Annotated in this window: 20 protein-coding genes and 1 pseudogene; 7 read left to right on the top strand and 14 right to left on the bottom strand. The window is 70.1% G+C overall.

Annotated features, from left to right (window positions below; translation table 11 throughout):
* Positions 1-19 precede the first annotated feature (19 nt).
* Positions 20-757, top strand: a complete 738-nt coding sequence (locus ACH46_RS10650) for a siderophore-interacting protein (protein ID WP_226995578.1) — start codon at positions 20-22, stop codon at positions 755-757.
* Positions 758-772: 15 nt separating this feature from the next.
* Here ACH46_RS10650 and ACH46_RS10655 read toward each other — a convergent pair whose 3' ends face one another.
* Positions 773-1282, bottom strand: coding sequence for a GNAT family N-acetyltransferase (locus ACH46_RS10655; RefSeq protein WP_062392878.1), 510 nt, complete (start codon positions 1280-1282; stop codon positions 773-775).
* 13 nt (positions 1283-1295) lie between these two features.
* Entirely contained in the window at positions 1296-1946 is a 651-nt protein-coding gene (gene bluB, locus ACH46_RS10660; RefSeq protein ID WP_417935241.1) for a 5,6-dimethylbenzimidazole synthase, read from the bottom strand.
* A 139-nt stretch (positions 1947-2085) separates the two neighbouring features.
* On the opposite strand from bluB, the gene ACH46_RS10665 reads away from it, so the two are divergent.
* Positions 2086-3189 carry an acyl-CoA dehydrogenase family protein gene (locus tag ACH46_RS10665; RefSeq protein ID WP_417935298.1) on the top strand — a complete coding sequence of 368 codons (1104 nt, stop codon included), beginning with the start codon at positions 2086-2088 and terminating at the stop codon, positions 3187-3189.
* Between the two features lie 11 nt (positions 3190-3200).
* Complete coding sequence (locus ACH46_RS10670; protein WP_226995580.1) at positions 3201-4220, top strand: acyl-CoA dehydrogenase family protein; 1020 nt, start codon at positions 3201-3203, stop codon at positions 4218-4220.
* A 210-nt stretch (positions 4221-4430) separates the two neighbouring features.
* On the opposite strand, the gene ACH46_RS10675 is transcribed toward ACH46_RS10670, so the two are convergent.
* From ACH46_RS10675 to ACH46_RS10685, 3 genes are read right to left on the bottom strand one after another with little or no spacing between them, the layout of a single operon-like run.
* Positions 4431-8675, bottom strand: coding sequence for a non-ribosomal peptide synthetase (locus tag ACH46_RS10675; RefSeq protein WP_062392879.1), 4245 nt, complete (start codon positions 8673-8675; stop codon positions 4431-4433).
* Positions 8675-9448, bottom strand: coding sequence for a methyltransferase (locus tag ACH46_RS10680; RefSeq protein WP_226995581.1), 774 nt, complete (start codon positions 9446-9448; stop codon positions 8675-8677). Before ACH46_RS10680 ends, ACH46_RS10675 begins: the two co-directional genes overlap by 1 nt.
* Positions 9406-10461 carry an iron-containing redox enzyme family protein gene (locus tag ACH46_RS10685; protein ID WP_335334137.1) on the bottom strand — a complete coding sequence of 352 codons (1056 nt, stop codon included), beginning with the start codon at positions 10459-10461 and terminating at the stop codon, positions 9406-9408. Before ACH46_RS10685 ends, ACH46_RS10680 begins: the two co-directional genes overlap by 43 nt.
* Positions 10462-10524: 63 nt before the next feature.
* On the opposite strand from ACH46_RS10685, the gene ACH46_RS20810 reads away from it, so the two are divergent.
* From ACH46_RS20810 to ACH46_RS10695, 3 genes are all read left to right on the top strand, one after another.
* Positions 10525-10737 carry a CDGSH iron-sulfur domain-containing protein gene (locus ACH46_RS20810; RefSeq protein ID WP_082399903.1) on the top strand — a complete coding sequence of 71 codons (213 nt, stop codon included), beginning with the start codon at positions 10525-10527 and terminating at the stop codon, positions 10735-10737.
* An 87-nt stretch (positions 10738-10824) separates the two neighbouring features.
* Positions 10825-12003 (top strand): MFS transporter, encoded by a 1179-nt coding sequence (locus ACH46_RS10690; RefSeq protein WP_157851038.1) that lies wholly within the window; start codon positions 10825-10827, stop codon positions 12001-12003.
* Positions 12004-12036: 33 nt separating this feature from the next.
* Entirely contained in the window at positions 12037-12804 is a 768-nt protein-coding gene (locus ACH46_RS10695; RefSeq protein WP_062392882.1) for an SDR family NAD(P)-dependent oxidoreductase, read from the top strand.
* A 16-nt stretch (positions 12805-12820) separates the two neighbouring features.
* Here ACH46_RS10695 and ACH46_RS10700 read toward each other — a convergent pair whose 3' ends face one another.
* The 8 genes and pseudogenes from ACH46_RS10700 to ACH46_RS10735 all read right to left on the bottom strand — a co-directional run bounded on the left by ACH46_RS10700 (position 12821) and on the right by ACH46_RS10735 (position 20580).
* Complete coding sequence (locus tag ACH46_RS10700) at positions 12821-13504, bottom strand: type 1 glutamine amidotransferase domain-containing protein (protein WP_062392883.1); 684 nt, start codon at positions 13502-13504, stop codon at positions 12821-12823.
* Positions 13505-13555: 51 nt separating this feature from the next.
* Positions 13556-14134 (bottom strand): TetR/AcrR family transcriptional regulator, encoded by a 579-nt coding sequence (locus ACH46_RS10705; protein WP_062392884.1) that lies wholly within the window; start codon positions 14132-14134, stop codon positions 13556-13558.
* A 28-nt stretch (positions 14135-14162) separates the two neighbouring features.
* Positions 14163-15272 carry a saccharopine dehydrogenase family protein gene (locus tag ACH46_RS10710; RefSeq protein ID WP_062392885.1) on the bottom strand — a complete coding sequence of 370 codons (1110 nt, stop codon included), beginning with the start codon at positions 15270-15272 and terminating at the stop codon, positions 14163-14165.
* Entirely contained in the window at positions 15265-16251 is a 987-nt protein-coding gene (locus tag ACH46_RS10715; protein WP_062395260.1) for an NAD(P)H-quinone oxidoreductase, read from the bottom strand. The genes ACH46_RS10710 and ACH46_RS10715 overlap by 8 nt, the downstream gene beginning before the upstream one ends.
* 23 nt (positions 16252-16274) lie before the next feature.
* A complete protein-coding gene (locus ACH46_RS10720) occupies positions 16275-17189 on the bottom strand; it encodes an acetoacetate decarboxylase family protein (protein ID WP_062392886.1) in 915 nt (304 codons plus the stop codon).
* Positions 17190-17291: 102 nt separating this feature from the next.
* Positions 17292-18942: pseudogene (locus tag ACH46_RS10725) on the bottom strand (acyl-CoA dehydrogenase family protein).
* On the bottom strand, positions 18929-19909 hold the full coding sequence (locus ACH46_RS10730; protein ID WP_062392887.1) for an oxygenase MpaB family protein: 981 nt from the start codon (positions 19907-19909) through the stop codon (positions 18929-18931). The pseudogene ACH46_RS10725 and the gene ACH46_RS10730 overlap by 14 nt, the downstream one beginning before the upstream one ends.
* Positions 19906-20580, bottom strand: coding sequence for an enoyl-CoA hydratase/isomerase family protein (locus tag ACH46_RS10735; protein ID WP_062392888.1), 675 nt, complete (start codon positions 20578-20580; stop codon positions 19906-19908). The genes ACH46_RS10730 and ACH46_RS10735 overlap by 4 nt, the downstream gene beginning before the upstream one ends.
* Positions 20581-20652: 72 nt before the next feature.
* Between ACH46_RS10735 and ACH46_RS10740 the strand changes: the two genes are divergently transcribed.
* On the top strand, positions 20653-21384 hold the full coding sequence (locus tag ACH46_RS10740) for a PaaX family transcriptional regulator C-terminal domain-containing protein (protein WP_062392889.1): 732 nt from the start codon (positions 20653-20655) through the stop codon (positions 21382-21384).
* A 20-nt stretch (positions 21385-21404) separates the two neighbouring features.
* Here ACH46_RS10740 and ACH46_RS10745 read toward each other — a convergent pair whose 3' ends face one another.
* Complete coding sequence (locus ACH46_RS10745; protein ID WP_062395262.1) at positions 21405-21857, bottom strand: MarR family winged helix-turn-helix transcriptional regulator; 453 nt, start codon at positions 21855-21857, stop codon at positions 21405-21407.
* Between the last annotated feature and the right edge of the window lie 85 nt (positions 21858-21942).

The following is a 21942-nucleotide window of genomic DNA, read 5'->3' on the forward strand; positions in this document are numbered from 1 at the left end:
TCCCGCCTACCGTGCCGTGGTGACCGCTGTCAGTGATCTGACGCCGCGGATGCGCCGACTGACTCTCGCCGCGCCTGACCTAGGCACTCTGGTCCCCACCGGTCCCGACGAGTATGTCGGCCTCCTGATGGGACGCCACCCCGGTCATCGCATCGCGCTGCCCGAGCACGGCGTGCACCCGAACATCCGCGCTGCCGTGGCCGCCGTCGACGCCGAACACCGGCCCGTACTGCGTTGGTACACCGTCCGCGCACACCGTCCCGAAGTCGGCGAGATCGACGTCGACATCGTGCTCCACGGCGACTCCGGGCCGGGCAGTCGATTCGCAACGTCCGCCGCTGTCGGGACGCGGCTCGGAATCACCGAGGGCTCGGCATTGTTCGATTCACGCCCCCGCGGCGTGGTGTGGGTGGTCGGCGACGAGACCGCGATCCCGGCAATCGCCAGGATCGTCGAGTGCAGTGACGCCGCGACCACCGTGCACGCGGTCGTCGAGACCGAGTCCGCGGCCGACGTCCTCCCGCTCGACTCCTGTGCATCGCAGACATGGGTGACGCGGGGCGCCGATCGCCCCGGCACCGCCATGCTCGACGCAGTTCGGGCGGCAGCCGTTCCGCTCGACATCGACGCCGTCTGGGTGTGCGGCGAGCAGGCCGCCGTGGCCGCAGTGCGCAGGCACCTGGTTGGAGAACGCGGCGTTCCGCCCGCCCGGATCACCTTCTCCGGCTATTGGCGCCTGGGGCGGAGCCGCGGCTGACGGAGATACGGAGGTTCAGACGCCGAACGCCGACGGGTAGCGGACCGTCCCCGCCGGGACCTGCGCGTCGTCGGACAGGGGCATCGCCATGAAGGCCTCGTCGGGAACCTCGAAACCGGCGGTGACGCCGAATCGGGAGGCAGGCACGAAGCCGAAGCGCGGGTAGTAGTCGGCGTGACCGAGCACGATCACCGATGCCTCGCCCCTCCGGCGCGCGGCATCCAGAACCGCTTCGATGACCGCGGTGCCGACGCCGGTGCCCTGATCAGCGGGCAGCACCGAGCAGGGTGCCAACGCGAGGGAGTCGGCGCCGTCGACGTGGCAGCGCGTCAGTAGCGCGTGACCGATCACCACGCCGTCGCGCTCGGCGACGAACGAGAGCCCGTCGAGCCACGCGGCCGAGTCGGCGCGCAGCGCCTCAACCAGGTCGGCCTCGTCGGGCGATGGAAAGGCGGCGACGGTGACGGCGCGGATTCCGGCGACATCGGCGGCGGTCTCCGGACGGACGGTCCAGGGGCGCGTCATAAAGATGGGCCTCTCAGCGGACGAAGTAGCGGGCACGCGGGTCGGTGCGGGCCTGCCAGCCCGCGCGTTCCAGTTCGGGCGTCGACTCCACCTGCACCGGGTACCCGAGGCAGAGGTAGGCGACGAAGCGCCAGCCGTCGGGGACGTCGAGGGCGGCACACACATCGTCCGGTTCGACGATCGAGATCCAGCCGACACCCACCCCGCGGGCCCGAGCCGCCAGCCAGAGGCTGCCGATGGCGGTCACCACCGAGTAGGCGAGCGTCTCCGGCATGGTCTGGCGACCCAGACCGTGGCCCTGCGCGGTGCCGTCTTCGCAGAACACCGCGATGTGGACCGGCGCCTGATCCAACCCGGCGAGCTTCAACGACAGATACTTCTGGGCCCGCTCACCGCGGTAGCCGTTCAGGGCGTCGGCGTTGCACCGCATGAAGGTCTCTTTGACGACGGCTCGAGGCTCCGGCGACCGCACGTCCACCCACCGCCACGGCTGGCTGTTGCCGACCGACGGCGAGAGCTCCGCCGACCGCAGGATGCCTTCGACCACGTCATCGTCGATGGGATCCGTCTTGAAGTGGCGGACGTCGCGCCGCCACCGCAGGAGCTCGTCGAAGGCCTCGATGAACTGGTCTCCGAAGTGCCCTTCGACCGGGTTCATCGTCATCACTTCGCCATCGCTCCCGTGCTCGTCGTCCCGGCGCTGTCCGCGCCCTTCTCGAAAGCCCATGCTATCCGGCGGCCCGTTTCAGCGGCGAATCGATTCCACCGACGGCACACTGAATCTCGTGACTGCTGCCGTGCGACTGATTCCGCCCGCCCCCGATCCCGACGACGGGCTGATCCGCCTGCGCGGCGAAGTCCGCGACTTCGTCGCCGAGCAGCGCGCGGCCGGGAGTTTCTCACCGACCGTCGACTGCTGGATGACCGGCGTCGACCTCGACTTCACCCGCGCCCTGGTCGAGCGCGGCTGGATCGGAATGACGATCCCGGTCGAGTACGGCGGGCACGGTCGGACGTTCATGGAGCGCTTCGTCGTCACCGAGGAACTGCTGGCAGCCGGGGCGCCGGTGGCGGCGCACTGGATCGCCGACCGACAGATGGCGCCGTCGATCCTGAAGTACGGGACGGAGGCGCAGAAGCGGGAGTTCCTGCCCCGCATCGCCGACGCGACGTGCCTGTGGGCCATCGGCATGAGCGAACCGGACTCCGGATCGGATCTCGCGAGCGTCCGCACCCGCGCCGCCCGCGTCGACGGCGGCTGGCGGATCGCGGGCACCAAGGTCTGGACGTCGGGCGCGCACCTGGCTCAGCGGTTGATGACACTCGCACGGACCGCGCCCGTGGATCCGAGCGATCGCCACGCGGGACTCAGTCAGTTCATCGTCGATCTCGCCGCCCCCGGCGTCACGGTCCGCCCGATCGTGTCGATGAACGGAGCGCATCACTTCAACGAGGTGATCCTCGACGACGTCCTCGTGCCCGACGACATGGTCTTCGGTGAGATCGGCCGCGGCTGGCAGCAGGTGACCTCGGAGCTGAGCTTCGAACGCAGTGGTCCCGAACGCGTGCTCTCCACGTTTCCGGTGCTGCAGGCCTGCGTCGATCGGCCCGACGCATCCGTCGGAGCACTGGTCGCACGCGTCGCCGGCCTGCATCAGATGTCGGAGTCGGTGGCGGGAGCGTTGAGTAGGGGAGAGTCGGCGAACATCCCCGCCGCCGTCGTCAAAGTGCTCGGCACCGCCGCCGAGGGCGACATCGCCGACGCCGCCGATCTCCTGTCCGACGACGATCCGGCGTTCGCGGCGGTGGTCGCGCGCGGCGTCGACCAACTGCCGGGCTTCACGATCCGGGGCGGCAGCAGCGAAGTCCTGCACGGTGTGATCGCCCGGGAATTGGGGCTGCGGTGAACGGGGCAGCGATGAATGGGGCAGCGATGAACCGGGTGGATCCGGACCTGACCGCGATGATCGACTCCGTCTTCACCGCCCACCGCGGCGAACACGACTCGACGCCTGTGCTGGACCGTGAGCTGTGGGCTCGACTCGACGAGCTCGGTCTGATCCGGCTGACCGGGGACGAGCGGGTCGGCGGTTCCGGCGCCGGCTGGTGGGAGGCCACCGAACTGCTGACTGCCGCCGCCCGGCACGGCGTGCGGCTCCCGCTCGGCGAACACGACCTCCTCGCGTGCGCCCTGCTCGACGAGGCCGGACTTCCGTCCGACGACGGCCTCGTCCGGACCATCGCCTTCGCGGACGCGACCGGGGTCGCGCACCGGGTGCCGTGGGCCGACGGCGTCGATCGGGTGGTCGTGGTGCGCGGGGACGCCGGTGTCGCCGACGTCGACCCGGCGGCCTGCGATCTGCAGCCCGGGAGCAACCTGATCGGCGAACCGAGGCCGTCGCTCCGGCTCGCCGACGACACCGCCGTCCGACCGGTCGACGCCGGTGCCGTCGCCCGCACGCGGTTGAAGTACGCGCTCGTCCGCGGCGTTCAGGTCTGCGCGGCGCTGGATCGGGCCGTCGAGCTCGCGATCGAGCACACACGCGTCCGCGTGCAGTTCGGTCGTCCGCTCGCCCGCCAGCAGGCGGTGCAGGGTCTGGTGTCACGAGCAGCGGCCGAGGCCGCGCTCGCCCGCACCGCCACCGAGACCGCGATCGCCGACGCCGTCCGCAGCGAATGGTCGAGCGACCGCCTGCCGTTCCTGATCGCGGTCGCTCGGTCGTGTGCCGGACACGCGGCGTCGGTGGTCGTGCGGAACACCCACCAGGTGCACGGCGCCATCGGCACCACGCGGGAGCACCGCCTGCACGAGTACACCCGCGCCGCCCTGGCGTGGCGCGGTGAGGCCGGATCGGTCGCCGACTGGGACCGGCGGGTGCAGGCGGCGGCGACGGAAGTCGGATCGTCCGGCCTCTGGACTCTCATCTCCGGACGCTAGCCGCCGATATCGCTGAAACGTGCCCCACGGTCGACGGCGCACGGACGGACAGGGTCGCCTGCAGCACCCGGAGAGAGGTTGCCGCACCATGTGTCGACCAGTGGCACCACTTGTGTTTCTCGCACTCGGTCGCGACCGAGTGCGAGAACCACAGGTGGTGCGACTCGCCTCAGAGTGGTGCGGGAAGGCCACCTCAGCTAGGGGTTTCGATCATGTCGCCCCGATCCGGTCGGCGAAGGCCTCGGCCAGTCCTGATGCGGCGGCGACGTCGAACAATGCCGTGGCGTAGAGCAGTTCCACGTGCCCGGGGGAGTCAGGCCTCGGCGGCACCACCGAGAAATGCAGGTCGCAGTGGGCCAGCGGCACCGGCAGCGGGGTGATCGCATCGGTCGGCAGCGGGTCGTCGACGGTCAGCATCACCTGAAACAGTGGATGCCGGTCCGGTCGGTCGGCCTGCAACGCGTCGACGATCGTCGTGAATGCCGTCGTCGAATGGGAGAAGGCCGCATCCTCGGCGCGTCGCACGGCGTCGACGGTCTCGGCGAGCGTCGGTGCCACCGGGCAGGGAACCGGGACCGTGTGGACGAACATGCCGACGGTCTTCGCGAAGCGGCCGTCGTCGCGGCCGGACACCAGCGCGCCGATGGTCACGGTGTCGGTGTCCGCGTCGGCGGCGAGCATCGTCGCGAGGGCGGCGCGCAGCACGGTCAGCACCGACACGCGTCGTTCGGCCGCGACGTCGACGAGGCCGGTCCACCGGTCAGCGGACAGACGTGCGCGGACACGTGCGCCGTCCGAGCGCCACCGCGGGGGCCGCGGTTGGGCTGCCGGGAGGCAGAGGATCCGGTCGATGTCGACGGTCGAGCGGACGTGCTCCACATCGGCCGCTCGACGTTCGTCGGCGCGAGCATCCGCCATGATCGCGTACTCCCGATAGGTCGCCCGTTCCGCGTCGCCGCCGCCCACCAGTCCGGACAGGAGCAGCGCGAGGGAGGCCCCGTCGACGGCGAGGTGGTGCACGGCCACCGCGACGTGGAACCGGTCGTCGGTCGCCGCCACCCCGACGCGCAGTGGGTAGCGGTGCGCCAAATCCATGGTCCGGTGCAGGTGACGCCGCGCCCACTCGGGGTTCGCGGGATCGAGCACGTCGATCGACCATTTCGCCGGATCGGGCGCCGCGTCCACCACGAACTGACCGTCGTCGGTCGTCACCGACCGCAGCATCTCGTGCCTGCAGAGGAGGTCGGCGACCGCCGCGCGGATCGCGGCGACGTCGACGGTCGGCGGCAGCGCGATCGTGAACGCGATGAGGTGTTCGATGCCGTGGCGTCGTCGATAGACGTCCCGTTGTGCGGGCGCGAGCGGCACCGGGACCCCGGGCGCGGGAACATCAGAGGAGGGGACCGGCCGGGCGGATCGGGACGTCGATCCCGAACGCACCTGGGCGGCGAGCCGCTTCGGGGTCGCGGCTGCGAAGACGTCCCGGACGCCGACATCCAGACCGGCCGCCGACAGGTGGGCGGCGACCGCCGTGGCGATCAGCGAATCACCGCCGAGGTGGAAGAAGTCGTCGTCCACGCCGATCCCGCGGCGCCCGAGCGCAGCCTCGAACGCGGCGACGACGACGGTCTCGGTTTCGGTTCGCGGCCCCCGGTACGCGGAGGCCGCGTGGATCTGCGGTGCGGGCAGGCGGCCGCGGTCCACCTTCCGGTTCACGGTGAGCGGCAGCTCGTCGAGAACGGTGAAGGTCGACGGCACCGACGCCGCGGGAAGCGCGGCGGTGAGAGCGGCGCGCAGGCGGCGGGGCAGGTCGTCCGCCGCGACGTCGGCGGCCGCCACGCCGTAGAAGTGAAGGCGGTGTCCGAGATCGCTGCGCCGAGCGACGGTGACGCACTCGCTGACGAGGCCGGAGTCCACGGCGATCCGGTCCACCTCGGCGGGTTCGACGCGGACCCCGCGGATCTTCACCTGATGGTCGTCTCGGCCGAGGAAACGGAGGCCGCCGTTCGGATCGAGCCGTACCCGGTCTCCCGTCCGGTACATCCGCTCGCCGGGTGCGTCCGGGTTCGCGACGAATCGACTCGCGGTGGCGTCCGGCCGGTTCAGTACCCCGAGTCCCACGGCCGGGCCCGAGACGTACAGGTCTCCGTCGCCGCCGGACGGGACCGGTCGCAGTCGTGCGTCGCGGACCGACAGGCGGACGCCGACCATCGGATCGCCCAGGGGCACCGACGTTTCCGCCGAGTCCGCGGCGATCGGTCCGGTCAGCGTGACGCTGCAGGTGGTCTCGGTGGGTCCGTAGGCGCACCTGACCGCCGAGCGCCGCGCCCACCGACGCATCAGCGGCGCCGGACAGACGTCGCCGCCGACGATCAGGTGGGACACCGTCTCCGCGCTCTCGCTCGGAACGGTCGCCAGAGCGGCCGGAGTGATGAACAGATGCGTGACGCGGTTTCGGGTCAGGAAGTCGCCCAGTTCGTCACCACCGCGGATGTGGTCGGGGACCACGACGAGCGCGGCGCCGACCCGCGCCGCCGCCAGCATCTCGACGATCGCGGTGTCGAAGCCCGGTGACGCGAGATGCGCGACGACGCTGGTCTCGTCCATCCCGTAGGCGGTGTCGACGGTGGCCGCCAGACCGGCGACGCCCGTGTGCGTCACGACGATGCCCTTCGGGGAACCGGTGGTGCCGGACGTGTAGAGGAGGTAGGCGGGCGCTCCGACGGGAACGGTCGCGAGTGCGACGGTCCCGGCGCCGGTGGGTGCGCAGGCGCGCAGATCCCGTTCGGTCAGGATCACGGCGGGATCGGCATCGTCGAGCATCATCCGCTGCCGGGGCTCGGGGAGGGCGCGATCCACGGGGAGCACGCACATCCCCGCGGCGGCGATCGCGTGCGCGGCGATGACAGTGTGCACCGATCGGTGACACACGACGGCGACCACGTCGCCCGGCCGCGCGCGGGCCCTGAGTTCGGCGGTGACGCCCGCCGCGCGCTCGGCGAGCTGCCGGTGGGTCAGCACCTCGTCACCGTCGACGACGGCCTGCCGGTCGCTGTACCGCCGGGACCAGTACACGTCGGCCAGGTGCGCGGGTGCGTCGGCCGGCACGGACGGTCCGTCGAGGCTCCCGCTCGCGGGCAGGTGCAGCCTGCCGAGAAGAGTGTCGGGATCCGACAACAGCAGAGCGTCGACGCCGGCGAGCAGGTGAGCCAGGAGCGCCTCGCCGGCCCGGGCCGGATGTGCAGCGGGGTTCGTCTCGATCTCCACCCGCAGGCTGTCCCGCCGTCCCGGATAGACGTTGATGTTGAGGTCCGCGACCGGTCCCGTCGACAGGACCCGAAAGGCTGCGTCGAAGCCGTCTCCGAGCGAGATGCGCGGCGGCGCGGGGAGGATGTTGACGACCGGGCCGATGCGAACCGGGAGGCCTCCGCCGCCCGACCGCCCCGCGTCCGCGAGGATCGCCTCATAGCGGTACTGCTGATGCCGCAGTGCTCCCGACATCGTCGCCGCCACCGCACGGAGATGGGCGTCGACGGTGCTGTCGGGATCGTCGTCGATGATGATCGGCAGCAGGTTCGACATCGTGCCCGGTGCGGCGCGCAGGGCCGCGCTGGTCCTTGCGGACGTCACGAGGGTGAGGGGGACGCGTCGCCGCGCCCGCAGTCGCGCCAGAAGCAGCGCGCCCGCGGCCAGCAGGACGACGATGGTCGGGACGCCCGCCCGACCCGCGACCTCACCGATCCCATCGAATCGGGCCCGGTCCAGGTCACGACCGACGACGTGCCTGCGCACGGTGAAGGCCGTATCGGAGTCGCCGACGGTCATCGGATCGACGTCGTCGATCGCGGCGGCACGCCAGTGATCGCGATCGAGCTGTTCGCGTGACGAGCCTCGGTACCGCTCCTCGTGCTCCAGAATCGCGGCGACCGACTGCGGCGCCGGGATGCGGCGGCCGCGATCGGGCCTCTCGTCCGCGTCACCGTCGACGGCGCGGCGGTACCGGTCCGCGGCATGCCGGATCAACAGTCCCGCACCGTAGCCGTCGAGGAGGATGTGGTGCGCCCGCGCGTACAGGATCCAGCGGTCGCCGCCGAGGTGAATGAGGACGCAGCGGATCAGCGGCCCCGAGGTGGGCAACGGCGCCTCGGTCTCCTCGGTCATCCATGCCTCGGCGGCGGACATCGGATCCGGCTCGTCGGCCATCGAGAGTCGGTGGACGATCGACGGCGTCCCCGACCGGATCTCCAGGTGCGGCCCGTCCGCGTCCGTCACCAGGCGTGCCGTGGAGGCCTCCATCTCGGCGGTCACCTCGTCGACGATGCGGCACAGGGTGCCAGCGTGGAGCGGGCCGGTGATCTCCAGACATTGGGCGATCGACAACGGCACGTCGTCGCCGAGGAGCTGCTGGGCGTACCAGAGCGAGAACTGCGCCCGATTGAGGTCGAGTCGGCGCATCAGACCTCGGCGTCGCGGACGGCACGGGTCACCACGAGTCGCTCTGTGCGCTGACCGGGCGCGATGAAGCCGTGCTGTTCGAGCCACTCCGCTCGGGACGCCATCACCGGACCGAACGCCAACGGCACCTCGTCCACGATCGCCGCCGAGAATCCGACGAGGTCGAGCCGGTGCACGGTCTGGTCCACACCGCACACATCGGACTGCACCAGCAGGACGCCGCCGCCCGGTCGGACCCGGGCAGGCAGGGCGTCGATGATCGCGTCGAGGACATCACGGCCGTCGTCGCCGGCGTCCCAGGCGTGACCGGCGGACGCCGTCGGGGGAGCCGGGATGTAGGGCGGATTCGCGATCACCACGTCGGCGGTCACCGACGCCGGCAGGGCGCGCACGTCGGTGAGCAGCCCGGTCACCGCGACGCCGTTGGCCGTCGCATTGCCGTCGATCGCGGCGAGGGCTTCGGCGGTGTCGTCCACCGCGGTGACGGTCGCACCGACGAGAGCGGCGCAGATCGACGCGATGCCGCTGCCGGCGCACAGTTCCAGGACCGTCGTCTCCGCTCGCCCGTCGAGACGGCGTCGGTCCAGTTCGCCGAGCACGGCTCGGCACAGGAGGGCCGAGTCCACCGACGGCGAGTACACGCCGGGGTGCGCACCGATGACCGGCGCGGGAATCGGCAGCCCCGCGAGCAGTTCCTCGGTCGTCTGCTCGCCGACCGTCCACGCGCCGATCATCGCGTCACCGGTCGCAGCGACGTGGTTCCGCGCTCCCACGACTGCCAGATGTGGTCTGCGGCGATGTTCTCGACGGCGGCGCAGATTCGGGCGCCGCGGATCAAGGCGATCCGCGCTGCGGGCGAGTCGCCGAGCGGTACGGCGACGCGGCGGATCACGAGTTGCTCGTGCACGGAGTCGGCTTCGACGTGCTCGTCGAAGAATCGGCGGACGTCGCTGCCGAAACCGAGGCGACGGAGCCCACGACTGTAGGCGCGGCAAGGGAGTGCCGACGTGGTCTCGACCATGCAGAGGTGCCCCATGAGTTCTCGGACGAGTCCACGATGCAGACCGAGGTACGAGAGCGTGTTCACCACGGCGAGCGACGGCGCCGGGATCTGATCGATGTACGCGGCGTAATCGGAGTCGAGACCGATTCCGCGCATCATGGTGGCCCACAGTGTGGCGTGCATGTAATCGACATGACCGTTTCCGTATTCGTCGATCTGCACCTCGATGAGTCCGGCTTTAGGCGCGCCGTGAAGACGGGGAATACCGAATGTGTGAACGTCGGATTCGCGCAATTGATTGAGTGAGCGGTGAATCACCCACTCTCGGAATTGATCGATCGACCCGTTGAATGCGAGGTGAGCAGACAACGGTGGTCCGCCGTCGTGTGCACCTAGACGGAACAATTCCGTCGCGACGTCGCCGGGATCTTCGACGGGGCCGATCAAGGCCTCGAGATCGGCCGCCAGCCGTCGTTCGATCACCGCCCGCGCACGGATCAGATCCGGATCCCACTCCGCGCTGTCGTCGACGCCGACGATGCCGCGCAGGTGCAGCTCGTACAGCATGGCGAGGCTGATCTGGACGTCCTCGTCGTGGAGGATCTGTGCAGGCAGATCGTCCACGGACGCCAGGATCACGCCCGGGTCGGGAGTCGGGGACGTGAGGTGATCGACGAGTGCCCGACTGATCGGACCCCGCGGCACGGGCAGCGGCATCCGCGGCTGGGAGACGGCCCCGACCGGAGCATCGTCGCCGGTTGGTGTGAGTACACTCGCGGCCACCGACGAATCACGGGAATTCTCAGATATCGATGACAAATGACCTCCAAGAGGAAGAGCGGCGCGATGACGAATTCAGGTTCGAATGGCGACGGCGTCGTCGTCACAGTGTGCGAGTCCGGTCCGCTTCTGGTGACGGGCCCGATCACGATCGTGGAGACCGATGGTAGCGCGTCGTCGCCGCGTCGTCAGACGGTAGCGCTGTGCCGCTGTGGGCGTTCGTCCATCGCGCCGATGTGCGACGGATCGCATAAATTGGGCAATCGTCGACACCGGTGACGAGAACGAGCAGATGACGAATTGATCGAAGATGATCACTGCTAATTCGGACGTACTCTCATCGCGTATTTCGGGAGTCTCGGCACGGTGAGATTCACTTCGGTTCTCGTGTTGGCGTGCATCCAGTTCGTGATCATCGTCGACGAGACCGCCATCGCGGTGCTGGCGCCCGTCGTCGGGCGCGCCTTCGGGATGGGCGACGACGTCCGGCACGCGCTCGTGACACCGTTCGCCGCGGCGTTCGTCGTGGCGCTTCCCGCGGCGGCCGCCCTGCTGCACCGCGCGGACCCCCGGCGGATGCTGGTGCCCGTCGCGATCGGCTTCGGCGTGTGCGCGGCAGCCGGGGCGCTGACACAGTCACCCGCGACGCTGATGCTGGCGCGTGGCGCCCAGGGAGCGGCGGCAGGACTGACCGCGACGTGCGTCCTGGCGGCTCTGCATCTCCTCACACGCGACTCCGCGACTCGCCTGCGGGACTTCGCGGTGTTCGCCGTCGTGTCGGGCGCCGGTGCGATCGCCGCGCTCGTCGTCGCCGGTCCGTTGGCCACCGTCTCGTGGCGATGGTGCTTCGTCGCGGTGGCGGTGGGAGCCGTGCTCCTCGGCGGCGCGTGGCCCGCTGTCCTGCGGGCGGCGACCGCTGACGCGCACCCGTCCGCGCTGGCGTCGACCGACGACGCGGCGGGCGGATCGCCGCGCGGGGTGTCGGCGACCGTGGCGGTCATCGCGATCGCCGCTGCGAACGCGCTGCCGGCGGCGAGCGCGATCACCGTCAGTTTCGCGCTCCAGGACGACCACGGCTGGACGGCCACAGCGGCGGGCCTCGCCTTTCTGCCGCTCAACGCGGCAGCAGCACTCGCCGCTGCAATGGTGGCACGAACGGCTCGGCGCATCGGCTCCGGCGGAACCATGACGGCGGGCATGGTCCTGCTGGCGATCGGCTGCGCCGGACTCTCTGCGGCGGACGATCCGACGAGCCTCGTCGCGGCCGGGGTGCCCATCGGCCTCGGCATCGGTCTCGTCTTTCCGCTGGTGAACGATCGAGCACTCTCCGGATCCGGGAGCGGACTGCGCCGGGCGGCGGGCGTCGGCGCCGCCCAACAGATCGGGTTGGCGATCGGCGCCCTCGTCGCCGCGGTTCATCAGGGGGCGGCGCTCGTCGTGCTCGCGGGGTGCGCGGTACTCGGAGTGGTCGGCGCGCTCCGGTGTGTGCCGCGGATCGACGTCGATGCCGTGCCGGATCGCAGTCCATCACCCGGAAAACCGTGACCGGACGGTGCATCGACTGCCAGGCTGCGACGTATGGACAATCAGCATCTCGCTGGCAAGGTCGCCGTCGTCACCGGAGGAGGACAGGGCGTCGGTCAGGGCATCGCGCTGGGCTTGGCCGCTCGAGGTGCGGCCGTGGCGGTGATCGGCCGCACCGCGAGCAAACTCGACACGACGAAGGCGTTGATCGAGGGTGAGGGAGGTCGGTGCGAGGGCTTCGTCTGCGATGTGAAGGACGCCGACGGGATCGCGTCCACGGTTGCGGCGGTGGCCGAACGGTTCGGCCGCATCGACATCCTGGTCAACAACGCGCAGCAGGTGCCGCTCGGCACGCTGATGGACGTGAGCGACGACCGCTTCCAGGTCGGGTTCTCGTCCGGCCCGCTCGCCACCTTCCGGTTCATGAAGGCGTGCCATCCGCATCTCAAGCAGACCGGCGACGGCATCATCGTCAATCTGACCAGTTCCACCACCAAGCGGTGGGACATGGCGGGGTTCGGCGCATACGCGGCGGTGAAGAGCGCGATCGTCTCGTTGACGCGGGCGGCCGCCGCAGAGTGGGGCGTCGACGGGATCCGCGCTCTCACGATCGCGCCGCACGCGGAGTCGGCGGGCCTCAAGTGGTGGATCGAGGCGAACCCGGAGGAGGCGGCCGCTTTCTTCCAGACCATTCCACTGCGTCGAATCGGGGAGTGCCGCGACGACATCGGTGTCGCCGTCGCCGCCCTGTGCGGTCCCGAGTTCCGCTATCTCACGGGTGCGACGATCCCGCTCGACGGTGGTCAGGCGAACTTCACCTGACCATCCTCGCGCGGTTTCACAGCAGTTCGGCGACCTTCTTGGCGGTCGCCTTCGCCGACCCGGGGTTCTGTCCGGTGACGAGACGGCCGTCGACGACGGCGTTCGAGACGAACGGGAGCACAGCCTTCTGGTAGCGGGCGCCCCGAGCCCTCATCTGTTCCTCGACGTTGTACGGGACCAGGGCGTCGACGCGGGCGAGTACCTCCTCGCGCCACGAGAAGCCGGTGAGGTCGCGGCCGGCGACCAGCAGGCTGCCGTCCGACAGGGTCACATTGAGCAGGCCCGCATAGCCGTGGCACACCGACGACACGATGCCGCCGCGCTCGTAGATCTCCCGGGTGATCCGCTGCAGATCGGGGTTGTCCGGGAAGTCGTACATGACGGCGTGGCCGCCGGTGTAGTAGATCGCGTCGTAGTCGGCAGCGTCGATCTGGTCGGGGGCCGCGGTGGCGGCGAGCAGGTCCATCTTCTTCGGGTCGGCGCGCCAGGCCTTCGCGGACTTGTCGTAGTTGGGGAACTTCAGCGACTTCGGCTCCAGCGGTGACTGCCCGCCCAGCGGGCTGACGATCGTCTGCTCGAAATCGTGCTCGGCGAAGACGTCCCAGGCGTGGGTGAGTTCGGACAGCCACAGGCCGGTCGGGTGGGTGGGATCGTCGTAGTGGGAGACGTTGGTGACGACGTTCAGAATGCGCTTGGTCATGATGATTCCATTCGGAGGATCGCACGAAGTGCGATGTCGGGTGGTGCGGTGTCAGGTGGTGTGGAGTCCGACGGCGGCGTGGACGGCAGCCGTCACGGTGGCGGCGACCGCCTCGTCCGATGCGGCGTCGAGCTTGCCGTCGAGGTGGAGGAACGCCAGCCCGTGGACGAGCGCCCAGACCGCGGTGCCCATCGCTGCGCTGTCGGTTCCGGGGAGTGCACGCTCGACGGTGGCTGCGACGTAGGCGCGGATCGCGTCGACGGCCGAGACCCGGTCCTCATTGGTCGGGTCGCAGCCCTCGGTGAACATGACGCGGAAGAGACCCGGGCGGTCGAGGGCGAAGCGGACGTAGGCGACGGCGATCGCGGCGAGGTCGTCGGCGCTGGCGGGCTCGGCGCTCGCCTGGAGCAGCAGGCGTCCGAGGTCGGTGTAGCCGACGGCGGCGACAGCGGACAGCAGGGCCGTCCGGTCCGGGAAGTGCCGGTAGGGAGCCGCCGCCGAGACCCCCGCGCGACGTGCCACGGCGCGGAGGGAGAGATCAGCCGCGCCGTTCTCCTCGAGCAGTTCGATGGCCGCGGCCACCAGGGCACTGGGCAGATCGCCGTGGTGGTAGGGGGTTTCGGATGTCATGGTGTCGACCTCGCCGTCGTCTGTCAGATCATGTTCGACTGTATCGGCGGACCAGGCCCACCTCCTCGCAGACCGCGCGGAATCCCTCGCGGCCGAGGCCGTCGACCGGGCCGACGACGCCCGGCCGGACTCCGCCGCCCGCGGCGAGGCGGATCGCGGCGGAGGCCATGAGGTCGGCGGTGACCGTATACGGCGACGGTCCCTGCACCTCGACCTCGGCGAGGACGGTGCCGTCCGCGGCCCGCGCGACGGCGACGGCTCGACCGACGATCCGGGCCCATTCCGCCTCGTCCGGTCCGCCGGGCGAACCGGCGATGGACGACAGCATCGCGGTCAGGCCGCGGCGGCCGACCTCGGTCCGTCCGAGCAGCGAGGACGCGAGGGCCATCGCCTGCATCGGACGGGCGAGGCGGGGGAACCACCCGTTGAAGACGTGAACGTCCGTCAGGTTCGGGTGCAGCCGCGGCAGCTGCAGCACCTCGGTGCCCGTCGCGAGGACAGCCGTCTTCCGAGCGCCGCCGACCGGCATCGAGGAGACCGACCGGCCCGCTCGCACGTCGACGAGCTCGCCTTTCTCGTAGGCGGCGACGGGGAGTGTCATCCCGTCGACGAGCGTGCGCCGGGTGCCCTGGCTGAGCCCGCGCCACAGCGGACCGCTCGCGAAGTACCCGACGTCGATAGAGCGCGCCGCGGGGCCGGCGTCGGTCGCGGCGAGGTCACCGGCCAGCATGCCGGGGATGTAGTCGTACCCGAATGCGGGGAGCATCACCGAGCCGCTGCCGCGGGCCGGACCGTCGAGCCGACGCTCCAGGTCTTGGACGAAGCCGACCTCGCCGGTCGAGTCGACGTAGTGCGCGCCGACCGACGCTGCGGCCTCGGCGGCCGCCCATCCGACGCGTCCGAACGGTCCGACGCCGGTGACGAGGACGTCTCCCTCGCCGACGAGACTCCGCACGCTCTGCGGGTCGGCGACGTCGGCCACCGCGATGTCGAGTCCGCCGTACGAGGCCGCCACATCGGCGAGCCGACGCTCTGAACGACCGGCGAGAACGGGCCCGACGCCTCGACGGACGAGGGCTTCGACGGCGAGTCCGCCGGCGTAGCCGGTGGCGCCGAACACCACGATGCGATCAGCCATCGGTCCGGCTCCTCTCGGGTGTCAGCAGGACCTTGCCCACCGACGTGGATGAGTCGAGCATCGACTGCGCCTCGTCGGCGCGCGCCAAGGGCAGGACCGCGGACACGACGGGTCGGATCAGGCCGCGCTCGACGAGGGGCCACTCGTCCGCGGTGACCGCCGCGACGATCTCGGCCTTGGAGCCCGAGCCTTCGAGTGGGCGGTTCCGAACGTTGAGGCCGATGATGCGGGCGCGTTTGCCGATCAACGCTCCGACGTTGACCTCACCGGTGAATCCGCCCTGCATGCCGATGATCACCAGGCGTCCGCCGACGGCGAGGGCCTCGACGTTGCGCGACAGGTAGCTGCCGCCCATGATGTCGAGGATCACGTCGGCACGACCGGACATCTCAGCGGCGAAGTCCTGTTCCCGGTAGTTGATGACGACGTCGGCGCCGAGTTCGCGGCAGCGCTGCGCCTTGCCCTCGGATCCGACGGTGACGACGACCGTCGCTCCGAGTGCCTTGGCGACCTGGATCGCGTGCGTGCCGATGCCGCTGCCGCCGCCGTGGATCAAGAGGGTCTCGCCCGCAGTGAGCCCGGCGTCCATGACGATGGTCGACCACACGGTGCTCGCGACTTCGGGGAGGGCCGCCGCCTCGACGAGCGGGATCCCGTCGGGGACGGGCAGGATCTGCGTCGCGGGTACGACCACGTATTGCGCGTAGCCGCCGCCGGCGATGAGCGCGCAGACCTCGGTTCCCAGGGCGGTCTCGTCCACGCCGTCGCCGAGGGCTACGACCGTTCCCGAGACCTCCATCCCCATGATGTCGGTGATTCCCGGAGGCGGCGGATACAGGCCCTGCCGCTGCATCAGGTCGGCGCGGTTGACGCCCGCCGCGGCGACCCGGACCAGGACCTCGCCGGGGGCGGGCACCGGCGTCGGGACGGGTGCGATGACCAGTTCCTTCGTCGCGTCGTCGACGACGATCGCATCCATGATCTCGGGGACCGCCGGGGCGCTCATCGGGTGGCCACCGAGATCGGGGCGGGCATGTGCAGGGCAGCCTGAGCTCGCGTGTTGACGTCCAGACGGACGGCACGGCCCGGGCGCAGCGACCGGAGGCTGTCGGCCATCCGGCCCTCGCCGACGGTGAGGTCGTGGCCGCGGGGGAGCAGTGCGCTGCCGGAGGCGAGCACGTTGGTCTGGTTGAACGTCGACTGCCAGGCGTCGCCGAGGCGGGTGTACGAGGTCAGTCCCGACACCCGACTCCCGCTTCGGTGCCGCTTCTGGCGGGGCGTCGTCGCCGAGAAGGCGACGTCGACGTCTCCGCCGGCGCCGAACACGGTGGCCGACACGCGGTCGTCGTCGATCGTGACGTCGAGGTCAGTGACCCATTTGGGGAAGCCGTAACCGTCGTGTCCGCGGACCTGGGCGATCTCGGTGTTGACCGGGAGCGCGAGAACGTAGGTGTGGAGGTGGTCGTTGACGAGCGAGGACGCCAGGTCGACGACGCCCGGACCGGCGTGTCGAGCGGGGCGGACGGCGACGCCGACCGCGGCCTCCGTGTAGAAGTCGATGTCGCACACGTCGTAACGGAAGAACATCACCGAGGCGAGACCGACGCCGGGCACGACCTCGAGCGGTGCGAGGTCGTCCGGCAGCTGTGCGCGGATGGCCGAGGTCGGCGCGAGCATCGTCAACCGCGCGGTCGACATGGCGTAGTAGAAGTTCGGCGTCATCGTCTCGCCGATCGGCGAGTCGACACGCGTCTTGGTGAGCGATCGGAAGAAGTCGACGTTCTCGACCCGGGGATCGCTCGCGATCTGGTCGAGGTCGGGGTTCATCCGGTAACGGTCGAACAGACCGCCTGCGGGAACGGCGACCGTCCGCTCGCCGAGTTCCGTCGTGACCGTGTCACGGTTTTCGATCTGCATTCCGCTGTCCTCCAGAGGTTGATGTATGCACTGTTCACATCACGATAGGGCGTGATGTGAACAGTGTCAACACCTAGTTCTGGAGGGGGTCGTCATCCCGCGTCACCCGGTGCGCGGCGCAGCTCGTTCGATGATCCGCCGCACGTCGGTCCCGCGCGGAAGGGTGCCGAAGACGTCGCCCCGGTCGTCGTCGATCCGGCTCGCGACAAAGGCGTCGGCAACCGTCGGGTCTCCGAACCGGATCAGGAGCGAGGCCTGCAGGAGTACGGCCATGCGGGAGACGAGGCGCCGAGCACCGAACTGCAGCGCGTCCAGGTCGAGTGACATCAGGCCGCGGATTTCTCCCTCGAAGCGTCGGAGCTCGTCGTCGAACCGCGCGTCCGCGCCCTTCGCCCGACCGATCTCGTCCAGAAACTCAGACAGCCCCGCCGGCTCGCGCGCGAGCGCACGCAGCACGTCGAGTGCGGCGACGTTCCCGGAGCCCTCCCACACGGACAGCAGCGGCGCCTCCCGGTAGAGCCGGGGCATGCGCGAGTCTTCGATGTAGCCGTTGCCGCCCAGACACTCGAGAGCCTCGGCCGCGTGAATCGGCCCTCGCTTGCACACGTGGAACTTCGTGACGGCGAGTGCGACGCGGCGCAGCGTCGCGAGACGTTCGTCGCCGGCCATCGCGCCGTCGGTCAACTCCGCGAGCCACAGCCCGACGGTGGTGGCCGCCTCCGCCTCGACAGCGAGATCGGCGAGAACGTTCTGCATCAACGGCTGATCGATGAGGCGCGCTCCGAACGCCGAGCGGTGCGATGCGTGGTGCACCGCCTGCGTCGTGCCGATCCGCATCAGGGAGGCACTGCCGAGAACGCAGTCCAGCCTGGTCAGGTTGACCATCTCGACGATCGTCCGCACGCCGCGACCCTCGTCTCCGATCCGCCAGGCGACGGTGCGGTCGTACTCCACCTCGCTGCTCGCATTCGACCGGTTTCCGAGCTTGTCCTTGAGCCGCTGCAGCAGGAACGTGTTGCGGGTCCCGTCGGGCAGGACACGCGGCACCAGGAAGCAGGTGAGTCCGTCGGGAGCCTGCGCGAGGGTGAGGAAGACGTCGGACATCGGTGCCGAGGTGAACCATTTGTGTCCGGTGATCGAGTAGGTGCCGTCGGACTGCGGGTGCGCGGCAGTCGTATTGGCGCGGACGTCGGACCCGCCCTGCTTCTCGGTCATCGACATGCCTGCGATCAAGCCGCGCTTGGAAAGGGGGGGCACGCAGTCCGGGCTCGTAGTCGCGGGTGCTCAGCAACGGTTCGTAGAGGGCGGCGAGGCTCGGCTCCATCCGCAACGCGGGGACCGCCGCGTAGGTCATGGAGATCGGACAGCCGTGACCGGCGTCCACCTGGCTCCATGCGCTGAACTTCGCGGCACGGAGCAAGTGCGCGTGCTCGCTCGCATCCGCGCACGGTGCGCCGTGGAGCCCGAAGTCGACCGCGTGCGCCATCAGCCGGTGATACGCCGGGTCGTAGACCACCTCGTCGATCCGGTTCCCGTAGCGGTCGTGGGTGTGCAGGACCGGGGGATGAGCCTCCGCCAGGTCGCCGAGCCCGATCGCCTCCTCTGAACCAGCGAGGGCGCCGACCGCGGACACGTCGGCGATCGCCGCGTCACCGACGCCTGCGCGACGGAGTGCGTCCGTGATCGACGGCGCCTCGGCGGGGTTGGCCCCGATCAAGGGCGGCGCTTGATTGGTCACGTCATGCGTGGGCATGCGAAGTCTCCCGCTCCGTCGTCTCGTCTGCACGGTGCATCGGACACCCGCTCAGCCGGGCCTCGTCGGCGTCGGCCCGCTGCTCGGCGAGAGTCTCGCGCGAGTACACGGTCCGCCAGCCGGGGTTGCCGAAACGTCGACGCACTGCGAAATAGGTCGGCGCGAACTGCCCGCTGACCGCACGCGGGACTGCTCGCCAGAAGGCTCCGTGCGCGCGACGTTCCAGCCGGTCGAACGCGGTGATTCGTAGGCCCATGTCGGCATGGAACTTGTCGGGCACCCCCGCGAGGACGCCGACCCGGATGCTCCGGGCGAGCGGGAGCGACAGGACCGTCCACAGAGCGTCGGGGACCAGCGTCCAGCCGCGCGGCTTCGCGAGGTGCAGCGCGTGGTCCACGATGAACTGCACTTCGGGTCCCACTTCGAGCGTCTCGTCGACGATGGGCTGCCAGTAGGCGACGAACTCCGCGTAGGTCTCCGGCAGACTGCGCACGCCGTAGCGTCGGCCGATCTCGACCATGCCGCGGTACGCGTCTTCGCGTTCGTCGTCGGAGCGCAGCAGACCGAACTCGTCGGCGATGTCGATGCCGCCCTTGAGGATGGAGCCCCAGGTCCAGTTCCACACGTCCTTGTTCCACGCGTGGTAGGGCGCACCGTCGGGCATTGTGCCTGCGATCGGGCGATGGAGTTCATAGAGCCCATGGGCCACGTCGTCGCTCTCGGGACCGGCGAAGACGATGCCCATCAACATCTCGTAGGTGCTGAAGAGTCGTCGCGCCGAGGCCTGCAGATCGACGAGCTCCTCCGAGCCGTTGATCGCGCGATCCTTCTCCTTGAGGACGTGCGCGATCTTCGGATGCAGGGTGGGCATGATCAATGCGGGAACGTTCGCGTACACGAGGACCAGCGGATGGCCGGCCACCCAGCGGCCGACGGTGCCGGGTGCGAGGGGATCGGTGCTGCTCATCGGGATGCTCCTCCGCCCACGCGCGACAGGGCCGGTTCGGCGAGGAGGGCGACGACGTCGCGGTACAGGCCCGCCTTGATGCCCGCGAGGTTGTCGCCGCGCATCGGCGCGAGCTCGGTCGCCTTCGCGACCGCCGCTTCGAGGACCCGGTCGGCGTCGGCGAGTTGATCGATGATCCCCGCCTCGACCGCCGCGGGGCCGTCGTAGCGATGAGCCGTGACCATCGCCGCGTGTGCGGTGGGAGGGGCGAGTCGGGCCCCGACCAGAGCACTCATCCCGGGAAGGAACGGGAAGCCGAGGAGCGCCTCGGGGAGGCACGCGTAGCCCCGGTCGGCACGCATGACGCGGTGGTCGTGGGCGAGCGCCAGGAGCAGGCCGCCTGCGCAGACGTGCCCGGGTGCCGCGACGACCGTCGGCGTCGACGAGACCAGGAGTCGGGCGAGCAGGCGCTGCACCGAGTCGAGATATCCGGGTTCGAGGAACAGATCGGGAACCAGGCCGGTCGAGTAGAAGCGACCGGTGCCGGTCGTGACCAGCGCACCTGGACCGTCGGCCGCACCGAGCTCGTCGAGCACGTCGTGGAGCGCGCCGACGCGGTCCGGATCCAACGGGTTCTCGCCGTCGCCGAGGTCGCAGATCGTCACCACACCGTCACGTGTTGAATTCACCATGCGAGAGAAGTTACATATCTACATCAGTCGTCGCAAGTATGTAATGCGCCGTCCGGTGTAGGGTCCGATCCGATGACCAGCGACCTCGTGCCCTCCGTCTCCGCGCGTTCCGCGGTGCTCAGCCTGCTGCTCGGCGTCCAGCCACCCAGCCTGAGCGCCCGCGAGATCGTCGGCGCGATGGGCCTGTTCGGCATCGCGGAGTCGACGACCCGCGTCGCACTCACCCGCATGACCTCGAACGGCGACCTGACCAGGATCGACGGGGTCTACACACTGTCCGAGCGGTTGATCCGGCGCCAGCACGACAGCCGGCCGCCCGACCGCGTGGACTGGGACGGCACCTGGGAGATGGCGGTGATCACCACCGTCGGGCGCAGCGCCGCCAACCGAACCGCGCTGCGGGCTACGCTGCGCAGCCTGCGCGTGGGGGAGTTGCGCGAGGGCGTCTGGATGCGCCCGGCCAACCTTCGTCGACCGTGGCCCGACGACGCACTCCGCGTGTCGACCAGATTCGACGCCACACCGACCGGCGACCCTGCGGAGCTGGTGCGCCGACTGTGGGACGTCGACACCTGGGCCGCTCGCGGTTTCGCGTACCTCGACGCGATCGCGGAAGCCGGCGACGAGCCCACCCGATTCGTCACCATGGTCGCGGCGGTGAACCACCTCAACACCGATCCGCTACTGCCACCGGAACTGCGGCCGAAGCGGTGGCCCGGAGAAGCGATCACCGCGGTCTACGACGAGTACCGGGCCTGGCTCACCGAGCAGCGCGACGAAGCCTTCGCCCCCGAGACTCACTGACCCGGCTCATCCAACACGGCCTAGGCCAACCGCTGCCGCACCTTGGTGAAACCCGAAGCGAGGGCGGCCAGTTCGGCAGGGTCGAGGAGATCCACCAGATCGCCGCGAACCGCCTCGACGTGCCCCGGGGCGGCCTCCGCGAGTTTCGCCGCGCCCGCTTCAGTGAGATTGGCCCACGCCCCACGCTTGTCGTCGGCGCACGGCGTCCGCTTCACCCAGCCGGCGTCGACCAGCCGCACCATCGCGCGCGTCACCGCACTCCGCGTGGTCATGACCGCGTCCGCGAGCGAACTCATGCGCAGTCGCCGATCCGGCGCCTCGGACAGGGCGACGAGGAGCTCGAAGTCGGTGAACGAGAGGCCGGCGTCGCGAACGAGCTGCTGATCGAGAGCGGTCAACAGCAGGCGGGTCGCGTCGAGGTAGGCGCGCCAGGCGGCGTACTCGTCGTCGGACAGCCATCGCGGAGTGCTCATGCGCATCAGCATACCGAAAGTGATTGACACCGAAATCAGTTAGCTCTACTCTGGATTTAGTTTCGATCAAAACTACTTCCGGATG

The organism is Gordonia phthalatica, from assembly GCF_001305675.1.
Lineage (GTDB): Bacteria > Actinomycetota > Actinomycetes > Mycobacteriales > Mycobacteriaceae > Gordonia > Gordonia phthalatica.

Excerpts from the sequence above, each read along its gene's own strand:
- ACH46_RS10720 (WP_062392886.1), bottom strand. The coding sequence starts at position 17,189 with ATGCAGATCGAAAACCGTGACACGGTCACGACGGAACTCGGCGAGCGG.
- ACH46_RS10730 (WP_062392887.1), bottom strand. The coding sequence starts at position 19,909 with ATGAGCAGCACCGATCCCCTCGCACCCGGCACCGTCGGCCGCTGGGTG.
- ACH46_RS10740 (WP_062392889.1), top strand. The coding sequence starts at position 20,653 with ATGACCAGCGACCTCGTGCCCTCCGTCTCCGCGCGTTCCGCGGTGCTC.
- ACH46_RS10715 (WP_062395260.1), bottom strand. The coding sequence starts at position 16,251 with ATGGATGCGATCGTCGTCGACGACGCGACGAAGGAACTGGTCATCGCA.
- bluB (WP_417935241.1), bottom strand. The coding sequence starts at position 1,946 with ATGACGATGAACCCGGTCGAAGGGCACTTCGGAGACCAGTTCATCGAG.
- ACH46_RS10745 (WP_062395262.1), bottom strand. The coding sequence starts at position 21,857 with ATGAGCACTCCGCGATGGCTGTCCGACGACGAGTACGCCGCCTGGCGC.
- ACH46_RS10655 (WP_062392878.1), bottom strand. The coding sequence starts at position 1,282 with ATGACGCGCCCCTGGACCGTCCGTCCGGAGACCGCCGCCGATGTCGCC.
- ACH46_RS10670 (WP_226995580.1), top strand. The coding sequence starts at position 3,201 with ATGAATGGGGCAGCGATGAACCGGGTGGATCCGGACCTGACCGCGATG.
- ACH46_RS10700 (WP_062392883.1), bottom strand. The coding sequence starts at position 13,504 with ATGACCAAGCGCATTCTGAACGTCGTCACCAACGTCTCCCACTACGAC.
- ACH46_RS10710 (WP_062392885.1), bottom strand. The coding sequence starts at position 15,272 with ATGGCTGATCGCATCGTGGTGTTCGGCGCCACCGGCTACGCCGGCGGA.
- ACH46_RS10675 (WP_062392879.1), bottom strand. The coding sequence starts at position 8,675 with ATGCGCCGACTCGACCTCAATCGGGCGCAGTTCTCGCTCTGGTACGCC.
- ACH46_RS10735 (WP_062392888.1), bottom strand. The coding sequence starts at position 20,580 with ATGGTGAATTCAACACGTGACGGTGTGGTGACGATCTGCGACCTCGGC.
- ACH46_RS10705 (WP_062392884.1), bottom strand. The coding sequence starts at position 14,134 with ATGACATCCGAAACCCCCTACCACCACGGCGATCTGCCCAGTGCCCTG.
- ACH46_RS10695 (WP_062392882.1), top strand. The coding sequence starts at position 12,037 with ATGGACAATCAGCATCTCGCTGGCAAGGTCGCCGTCGTCACCGGAGGA.
- ACH46_RS20810 (WP_082399903.1), top strand. The coding sequence starts at position 10,525 with ATGACGAATTCAGGTTCGAATGGCGACGGCGTCGTCGTCACAGTGTGC.